General features: G+C 66.7%; 7 protein-coding genes. 3 read left to right on the plus strand and 4 right to left on the minus strand.

The features are described from left to right. Positions 1-2: 2 nt before the first annotated feature. Positions 3-962 carry a mechanosensitive ion channel family protein gene (locus tag ACIGKQ_RS19315; protein ID WP_235724855.1) on the minus strand — a complete coding sequence of 320 codons (960 nt, stop codon included), beginning with the start codon at positions 960-962 and terminating at the stop codon, positions 3-5. 173 nt (positions 963-1135) lie between these two features. On the opposite strand from ACIGKQ_RS19315, the gene ACIGKQ_RS19320 reads away from it, so the two are divergent. Then, entirely contained in the window at positions 1136-2197 is a 1062-nt protein-coding gene (locus ACIGKQ_RS19320; RefSeq protein ID WP_277615380.1) for a nucleoside hydrolase, read from the plus strand. Positions 2198-2224: 27 nt separating this feature from the next. Next, positions 2225-3175, plus strand: coding sequence for an LLM class F420-dependent oxidoreductase (locus tag ACIGKQ_RS19325; RefSeq protein ID WP_235724857.1), 951 nt, complete (start codon positions 2225-2227; stop codon positions 3173-3175). 36 nt (positions 3176-3211) lie between these two features. Here ACIGKQ_RS19325 and meaB read toward each other — a convergent pair whose 3' ends face one another. Genes meaB through ACIGKQ_RS19340 form a run of 3 tightly spaced genes read right to left on the minus strand, consistent with a single transcriptional unit; the run spans position 3212 to position 8426 of the window. Continuing rightward, positions 3212-4237: a methylmalonyl Co-A mutase-associated GTPase MeaB gene (meaB, locus tag ACIGKQ_RS19330; RefSeq protein ID WP_235724858.1), complete on the minus strand. Its 1026-nt coding sequence runs from the start codon at positions 4235-4237 to the stop codon at positions 3212-3214. Then, positions 4234-6513, minus strand: coding sequence for a methylmalonyl-CoA mutase (gene scpA, locus ACIGKQ_RS19335; RefSeq protein WP_235724860.1), 2280 nt, complete (start codon positions 6511-6513; stop codon positions 4234-4236). Before scpA ends, meaB begins: the two co-directional genes overlap by 4 nt. Continuing rightward, positions 6510-8426, minus strand: a complete 1917-nt coding sequence (locus tag ACIGKQ_RS19340) for a methylmalonyl-CoA mutase family protein (RefSeq protein ID WP_396574691.1) — start codon at positions 8424-8426, stop codon at positions 6510-6512. The genes scpA and ACIGKQ_RS19340 overlap by 4 nt, the downstream gene beginning before the upstream one ends. 125 nt (positions 8427-8551) lie before the next feature. Here ACIGKQ_RS19340 and ACIGKQ_RS19345 point away from each other — a divergent pair, with 125 nt between their 5' ends. Next, complete coding sequence (locus ACIGKQ_RS19345) at positions 8552-9277, plus strand: TVP38/TMEM64 family protein (protein ID WP_396574692.1); 726 nt, start codon at positions 8552-8554, stop codon at positions 9275-9277. Positions 9278-9396 lie beyond the last annotated feature (119 nt).

Raw genomic sequence — 9396 nt, forward strand, 5'->3', positions numbered from 1 at the left:
TGTCACGGTGTGCCGTTTCCGTTTCCGAGTAGACCGGCGAGGCGCCCCTTCGGGTACGGCAGCTCGATGCCGTGTTCCTCGTAGGCGCGCAGGATGTCCTTGCGGATGCGCCGCTGCAGCGCCCACTGCGAGTTCGCCTTGGTCTTGAGCGTCATCCGCAGGGTCACCATGTCCGGCGACACCTCCTGCACGCCAAGCATCTCCGGCTGTCCGAGGACGTCGTCGGCGACCTCCGGCGCGGTGACCGACGCGGTGGCGGCCTCGAGCGCCACCTGCTGTGCGAGGTCGATGTCGGCCGACAACGAGACCGGAACCTCAATGCGTGCCACCGCATACTCCTGACTCATGTTGCCAACGCGCAGGATCTCGCCATTACGTACGTACCAGAGCGTGCCGTCGATGTCGCGCAGCGTGGTGATCCGCAGACCGACTGTCTCCACCTCGCCGATCGCCTCTCCGAGGTCGACGATGTCACCGACGCCGTACTGATCCTCCAACAGCATGAACACTCCGGAGACGAAATCTCGGACGAGGTTCTGCGCGCCGAAGCCGATCGCCAACCCGACGACCCCGGCGGATGCGATGAACGGTGCGATGTTGACGCCGAGCACACTGAGGATCGACAGCACCACCCACACGAGCAGGATGATGGACACGGTCGACTTGAGTACCGACCCGATGGTCTGAGCACGCTGCGCACGGCGTTCGGCGGCCGCTGCGCCTCCGCGGACGCCGGCGGGAGTCCGATCACGCAGGTGCCGGATCAGGGGCGGTCTGCGCGACTCCACGGAGGTGTCCGGCGCCGCGGGCTTGGGCCGCCGCGTCATCCGGTCGATGACCCGGTGCAACAGGTAGCGCACGATCAGCGCCACCACCACGTACGCGACGATCCGGATCGGGTTCTCGATCAGCCACTCGCGATTAGTCTCCGTCCATTCGAAAGCGATGAGTTGAGGCGTCATGGCACCGACCGTACGGATGACACGCCGCATGTCCACCACCGACGACGCGCGCACCGCCGTGATCTCGTCGTGACCGGACCAGATGAGGCGAATCTCACGATGTCGGCCCTTCGGCGCGCGCCAGCGAAGGTGGACGACCACTCGCCACAGGCGACAATGGTCACGTGATCCGCATGTTCCTCGACTGTGACACCGGCATCGACGATTCGGTGGCGCTGCTCTATCTGTTGGCACGACGCGACGTCGACGTGGTCGGGATAGCTTCAACCGCCGGAAACGTACCCGTCGATGTGGTGACGGCCAACAATCTCGCGTGGCTCGAGTTGTGCGGCCGGACCGATGTGCCGGTCCATGTGGGTTCGCCGGTACCGCTGGTGGCCGAACTCATGACGACCGAGGACACCCACGGGCCGTTGGGCGTCGGCTACGCCGAACTCCCGGTGGCCACCGCCGGCCCGAGTACCACCGATGCCGCCGATGCGTGGATCGAGGCTGCGGCGACACACCCGGGAGAGCTTATCGGCGTGGTGACCGGACCGCTGACGTCGTTGGCGACCGCGATCCGTCGTGACCCGGCGCTGCCTGGCCGCCTCGCCCGGTTGGTGATCATGGGCGGCGCGTTCCACGTGCACGGCAACACGACGCCGACATCGGAATGGAACATCGCGGTCGACCCGGAGGCGGCCGCCGAGGTGTTCGCGGCGTGTGGTTCGGAGGGTGTCGGCGCCCCGATCGTGTGCCCTCTGGATCTGACGGAGTCGGTGGCGCTCACCCCCGATCATCTCGTCCGACTGGCCGCGGCGGCCGGCAGCGAGCCGGTGGAATGTCCCGATCCCACCGACGAACCAGGATTGCGATCCGTTGCCGACAATGAGGTGATCCGCCACCTGATCGACGCCCTGCGCTTCTATCTCGAGTTCCACCACGCCCACGACGAGGGCTACCTCGCCCACCTGCACGACCCGTTCGCGGTGATGGTGGCACTGGCTCCCGACATCGTGGAGACGGTACCGGCGCGGGTCGACGTCGAGTTGGTCGGAAGGCTCACCCGGGGAATGACCGTCGCCGACGAACGCTCCATGACCGGTGAGCCCAATGCCCGTATCGCCACGTCGACCGACGTCGAGGCCGTGCTCGACGACCTGATCGAGACGATCGGCGGTTTCGCCAAATCGGTTGCCCAATCAGGCAATCCGGGCATCGTGACCGGAGGGGGCATCGATCCGGTGCACTGAGGTCGGGTGCGGGCGTAGCGTCGAGGTGTGACCAGACTCGGCTATCAGATCCCCAATTTCACCTATCCCGGCGTTGCGCCCGACCAGCTGTTCGGCACTGTCGTCGCCCAGGCGGTCGACGCCGAGAACTCGGGCTTCGACACCGTTCTGGTGATGGACCACTTCTACCAGTTGCCCATCCTGGGCGAACCCGACGAGCCGATGTTCGAGTGCTACACGTTGCTGTCGGCGCTCGCTCAGCACACCTCGACGGTTCGTCTGTCGTCGCTGGTGACCGGGAACACCTACCGTAATCCCGCCTTGCTCGCAAAGACGGTCACCGCACTGGACATCGTGTCGGGTGGCCGCGGCCAGCTCGGCATCGGTGCCGGCTGGTTCGAACTCGAACATGATTCCCTCGGTTTCGAGTTCGGCAGCTTCTCCGATCGGTTCGAGAAGCTCGAGGAGTCCTTGCAGATCGTGCTGGGCATGTTCGACGGCGCTCGGCCGAGTCTCGACGGCAAGTGGTATCGCGCGCACGAGGCCGTCAATGTGCCTGCACCGCTGTCAAAGATCCCGGTCATGATCGGCGGCGGCGGTGAGCGTAAGACGTTGCGGTTGGTCGCCCAGTACGCCGACGAGTCGAACCTGATCTGCGCCGTAGAGGACATCGGTCGCAAACTCGAGGCGTTGGCCGGGCACTGTGCACGCCTCGGCCGCGACCGGTCGGAGATCAGCGTCAGCCTCCAGACCTCGGCATGCATCGCACCCACCCACGACGAGGCCGTCGCGGAGTACGAGGCATATCTGGCCCGCAATCCGGCTGCCGAGGTGCGCCGCGGATCCGCCGTCGTCGGCGATCCGGATGAGGTCGGCGCCCGCTACGCCGAGTTGCTGGCCACCGGCGTGGACGGTTTCACCGTCAACGCTCCGGCCAACGGCCACGTGCCCGGGCGGGTGTCACTTCTCGGCCAGACCCTCGCGCCACTCATCAGCTGACACCGCCCCCGCCGGCCGGGCGCTACATTCCGGTGGTCACTCGTCACGCTGATCGAACGCGTCGACGATCTGTTGGGCTGCCAGCGCCGGCGTCAGATCGCCCGTGCGCACCTGCTGCTCGACGTCGCGCCGGATCGCGCGCACCTGCGGGCTGTCGGCCAGGCGCGTCAGCACGAAATCGTTCACCATCGCCCAGGTCCAGTCGATCTGCTGCTGATTTCGGCGGGCCGCGAACTCGCCTGCGTCCGAGAGGGTCTGGTTGTGTTCGCACACCGCGTCCCAGTACTCGGCGACGCCGGTCTGCTCGAGCGCACTCATCGTCAGCACGGGCGGAACCCACAGCGCGTCGTGCGGATAGATGAGTTTCAGCGCGTTCGTCAACTCTCGCGCAGCACCCTTGGCCTCGTTCAGGTGTTTGCCGTCGGCTTTGTTCACCACCACGACGTCGGCGAGTTCCAGCACGCCTTTCTTGATGCCCTGCAACGAATCCCCGGTACGCGCCAGCGTGAGGAAGGTGAAGGTGTCCACCATGTTGGCGACCGTCACCTCCGACTGTCCCACCCCGACGGTCTCGACGAGCACCACGTCGAATCCGGCGGCCTCGACCAGCACGATCGTCTCGCGTGTGGCCTTCGCGACGCCGCCCAGTGTGCCGGAGGTGGGCGATGGGCGGATGTAGGCGTTCGGGTTCGTCGAGAGTCGACCCATTCGGGTCTTGTCGCCCAGGATCGATCCGCCGGTCCGCGTCGACGACGGATCGACCGCCAGCACCGCGACCTTGTGGCCCTGGTCGATCAGATGCATGCCCAGGGCCTCGATCGTCGTCGACTTGCCCACCCCGGGCACCCCGGTGATCCCGACCCGGAACGACCGGCCCGACCGTGGTGTCAGCCGCAACAGCAATTCCTGAGCGGCCGCTCGATGATCGGCGCGTGTGGACTCGACGAGTGTGATGGCACGCGCGAGGTCGGCGCGCCGATCGTCGAGCACGCCCTTCTCGAGCGCGTCGACGTCGATACGCCGTCGCGCGGCCGCCGTCGCGCCGTTGGGGTCGGAGGTCACTCGGCGGCGACCCCGGCCAGTTCGTGTCCCAGACCGGCGGCGAGCTTGGTGACCAGTTCCACCGCCGAGTCGGCGATCACAGTGCCCGGCGGGAAGATCGCCGACGCACCTGCCGCGTAGAGCTCGTCGAAGTCACCGGGCGGAATGACGCCGCCCACCACGATCATGATGTCGGGCCGGCCGACGTCGGCGAGTGCCTGTTTGAGCGCCGGCACCAGGGTCAGGTGACCGGCTGCGAGAGAAGAAACGCCCACCACGTGCACGTCGTTGTCGGCCGCCTGCGCGGCAACCTCCTCGGGGGTGGCGAACAGCGGGCCCACGTCGACGTCGAAGCCGAGGTCGGCGAACGCGGTGGCGATCACCTTCTGACCGCGATCGTGACCATCCTGTCCCATCTTGGCGACCAGCACACGAGGCCGACGTCCCTCGGCGTCGGCGAACTGCCGGACGACCTCGGTCGCCGCGTCGACGCTCTTCACCTCGCCCGCCTCATGTCGATACACCCCGCTGATGGTCTTGATCTCTGCCTGATGGCGACCATAGACCTTTTCCATCGCCTCGGAGATCTCACCGACGGTCGCCTGGTGGCGAGCGGCCTCGATGGCCAGGGCCATCAAGTTGTTCTCCAGCCCACCCTCGTCGGACGCCGCCGCGCGGGTGAGATCGGCCAGGGCGGCCTGCACAGCGGTCTCGTCACGCTCGGCACGCAGCCGCTGCAGCTTCTCCAGCTGTTCGGCACGCACCTTCGAGTTCTCGACCTTGAGGACCTCGATCTCCTCGTCGTCGGCGACCTGGTATTTGTTTACGCCGACGAGCGGCTGACGTCCGGAGTCGATACGAGCCTGGGTGCGGGCAGCCGCCTCCTCGATGCGCAACTTCGGCAGCCCCTCGTTGATGGCCTGCGTCATCCCGCCGGTCTCCTCGACCTCACGAATGTGCGCGCGCGCCTTCTGCGCCAGCTGGTGCGTCAACCACTCGACGTAGTTCGAGCCGGCCCACGGGTCGATCGAACGGGTGGTCCCGGATTCCTGCTGCAACAGCAACTGGGTGTTGCGCGCGATGCGGGCCGAGAAGTCGGTGGGCAGCGCGATGGCCTCGTCGAGCGCGTTGGTGTGCAACGACTGGGTGTGCCCCTGTGTCGCCGCCATCGCCTCGACGCACGTGCGCGCGACGTTGTTGAACACGTCCTGCGCGGTCAGCGACCAACCGGAGGTCTGTGAATGTGTACGCAGCGACAGCGATTTCGGATTCTTCGGAGAGAACTCGGCGACCAGCTCGCTCCACAGCAGTCGCGCGGCACGCAGTTTGGCGACCTCCATGAAGAAGTTCATGCCGATACCCCAGAAGAACGACAGCCGCGGCGCGAACTTGTCGATGTCGAGCCCGGCTTCCAGTCCGGCGCGGATGTACTCGACACCGTCGGCGAGGGTGTACGCCAACTCCAGATCGGCGGTCGCACCTGCCTCCTGGATGTGGTAGCCGGAGATGGAGATCGAGTTGAACTTCGGCATCTTCTGGCTGGTGTACTCGAAGATGTTCGAGATGATCCGCATCGACGGCTTCGGCGGATAGATATAGGTGTTGCGGACCATGAACTCTTTGAGGATGTCGTTCTGAATGGTCCCGGCGAGCTTCTCCGGCGGCACCCCCTGTTCCTCTGCCGCAACGACATACAGCGCGAGGATCGGCAACACCGCACCGTTCATCGTCATCGACACCGAGACCGAACCCAGGTCGATGCCGTCGAAGAGTTGACGCATGTCGAGGATCGAGTCGATGGCCACGCCGGCCATGCCCACGTCGCCGGCGACCCGAGGATGATCCGAGTCGTAGCCGCGGTGGGTGGCCAGGTCGAAGGCCACCGACAGGCCCTTCTGGCCGGCCGCCAGGTTGCGGCGGTAAAACGCGTTGGACTCCGCGGCGGTGGAGAACCCGGCGTACTGGCGGATGGTCCACGGCTGGTTGACGTACATCGTCGGGTACGGGCCGCGGATGAACGGCGCCTCGCCTGGGACAGAGTCCAACGGGTAGGGATGCTCGTCGTCGGCGGTCACCGAATCGCGATCGGACCGGGTGTAGATCGGTGCGACATCGATCTGTTCCGGAGTGCTCCAGGTGATCTCGTCGACGGACTGACCCTGCGCCTGCGCCAGACGCTCCAAGGCGGGTCCCCGCGACAGATCGCCACCGGGGGTGGTCGAGTTGAGGTCGACCCCGGCGAAACTCGGTACGGCACCGAAATCCTCGGCGGCGCGGGTTGGTTCGGTCTGGGTCATGATGTCGCTCCCGCCGATGCGTTGGTCAGCTGATCGAGAAGTCCGCGGAGGGTGGCGACGGCATCGATACGGATGCGCAGTGACCCGTCTGGCCGTTGATCATCCGGCCACTCCTTCTCCGGCCCGGCCATCAGGACCGAGGACAGGTCGGTTGCCCGCGCAGCGGCCAGAGCGGCCGCGCCGTCGTCGGCGTAGCGTTGCTTGCTCGCGCACAGCACCGCGATCGAGGCCTGGTGCTCGCGGACCAGTTCGCCGATTTCGTCCGCGCTGACGGGTCCCGGATTGATCGCCGAGATCCCGCCGGCTGCCAGCAGATTGGCGACGAAGGTCGTCCGCGCATTGTGTTCGGCCACCGACCCGAGGGGCAGCATCAGCACCGACGGACGCGCACCGGTAGCGGCCAGGACGCCGTCGGATCGATCCCGCAACTCCTCGAAGACCCGTCCGACCCGTGCGAGCCGTGGCGTGCCCAGCGGTAGGTCTGCGGTGTCCGCGGTCGGCGCACCCAGTGGTTTCTCGTCGAGGTTCGGGAACTCGTTGACGCCGGTCACCGCGATGGTGCGGTGGGCGACCGACTCGTCACGGCGCGCCAAGGAGGCGCCGACGCGATCGCCGATCCACCCTGACTCGAGAACCCGACGGTAGCCGCCGGCGGCCTCGATCTCACCGAATACCGTCCATGCATTGGCGGCCATCTCGTCGGTGAGGGTCTCGACGAACCAGGAGCCGCCGGCCGGATCGAGCACGCGGCCGATGTTGGACTCCTCCAGCAGCAACAGTTGGGTGTTGCGAGCGATCCGGCGCGAGAAGGTGGCACTGGACGTGCGGTGTTCGGCCGGAATCGCGGCGTCGAAGCCGAGGACGGTGACCTGGTCTGCGCCACCGATTCCGGCTCCGAAGGCCGCGATCGTGGTGCGCAGCATGTTCACCCACGGATCACGCTGAGTCTGCATCGACAGATCCGTGACGGCGTGGGTCGCGGCCGCGCCGGCATCGGGGGCACCGACGACCTCGGCAACGCGCGACCAGATCCTGCGCAGGGCACGGAACTTGGCAATGGTGGCGAACTGGTCGTCACCCGCTGACACGGCGAAGGTGATCTGATTCAGGGCGTCCGCCGCCGACATCCCCGCTGCGGTCAGGTCACGCAGGTGGGTGACCGCAGCGGCGACGATCAGTGCGAGTTCCAATCCGTGGTCGGCGCCCGCGGTCGCGAAATCGGTGCCGTCCACCCGGAAGGTACGGACGCCCGCGATCGCTTCGGCAGCGATGGCGGTGGCTTCATCGACGTCCACATCGGGTCGGCCGGAGAATGCTGCGGTGAGCGGGGAGAAACCGAATGAAGTGATGGTGGCGACGGTGGGCGTCGGCGCCTCGGGTGCGGCCGAGGCTCGTTGTTGCTGCTCGAGGAGCGCGCGGGCAGCGGCGATGCCATCGGCTCCGGCGTCCACGGTCACCGGAATGAGGTCGAGGTAGACCCCGTCGAGCACGGCATCGAGATCGGTGACGGTCAGCGCACCACCGATACGCAGCCAGAGACCGCTGGTGCCGTTCTCCAGAGCTTCGAGTATCTGCCGATTCACTTCACCCGGCGGGGTGTCGTCATCACCGAACCGCTCGGTGACGCGCCATCCGAGGGTCACGTCGCGGTCGGGGTCCGCACCGCGGACGAACGGAAACCCACCCGGCAGGCCGGACTCAGCGGTCTCGTCCTTGCGCGTATAGAGCGGACGGATACGCAATCCGTCGATGGTTTCGGTCGACAGAAGCTCCTCGGCCGTGGCGGGCAACTCCTCGACGGTCGTCCGTCGAGACTTCGCCACGACCGCGGCTGCAGCCTGTGACCAGGACTGATAGACCTCATCGAGCGACCGGTCGGGCCGGTCGGATGTCGACGCAGTGGTCTGCGACATGGGGCTTGGCACCTCCGTGATGCTCGGGTCGAGCGCGTACCCGACTTTAGCCGAACGCTCGCTCGGCCCACACGGGTGGGCTGTTGTGACAAGGCACACTGCCCCTGCGCAGCTAGAGTGTTGCGGTGCCATCCGAGCCTGCCACCGCCGCCCACCGGCGCCCGTCCGACGACGCGGCGTCCGGCTCGACGACGCGTCGCCGCATCGATCGGCGGGTGGTGCGCCCCGCGCTCACCCTGACCGCAGTGGTAGCGCTGGTGCTGGTGGGTTCCTACCTGATCCCGATCCCGTCGATCGCCGCAGTCCGGACCTGGGGCGAAGGTCTCGGCCCCGCCTTCGTCTGGGCCTTCTTCGGCGCCTACGCCGCCATCACCGTCTTTCCGATCCCCCGGTCCCCGTTCACCGTCATGTCGGGGATCTTGTTCGGCCCGGTCGTCGGGATCACCGGCGCGATGATCGCCTCGACCGTGTCGGCGATGGTGTCGTTCTGGTTGGTGCGCAGAATCGGCCGCGAGCGGGTACGGCCCTATCTGACCAAGCCGGTGGTGCGCTCGGTGGAATACCGGCTACGCAGGCGGGGCTGGTTGGCCGTGGGGTCACTGCGCCTGATCGCCGCCTGCCCGTTCTCCGTGGCCAACTATTGTTCGGCGTTGTCGTCGGTCCGCGCAATTCCCTACCTGTTGTCCACCGTCGTCGGCATGGCTCCCGGGACCGTTGCGGTGGTTCTGCTCGGCGATGCGATGGCCGGGCAACGCAATCCGTTGCTGCTCGTGCTCAGCGCGTGTTTCTTCGCGGTCGGCATCACCGGACTGATCCTCGATGCGCGGCTGCCGGTGTCGGCCCCTTCGTGACACTCGGCTGGCGCCTCGTTCCTCAGCCTGGATCCGTGGATGAATCCGGGGTGTCGATAACGTGAAAATGCCCTCTGAGCTGGAATGATTGGTGGTGTTGAGACACAAAACATTCCAGC

Origin of the sequence: Gordonia sp. NPDC062954 (assembly GCF_044543825.1) — a bacterium.
Taxonomy (GTDB): domain Bacteria; phylum Actinomycetota; class Actinomycetes; order Mycobacteriales; family Mycobacteriaceae; genus Gordonia; species Gordonia tangerina.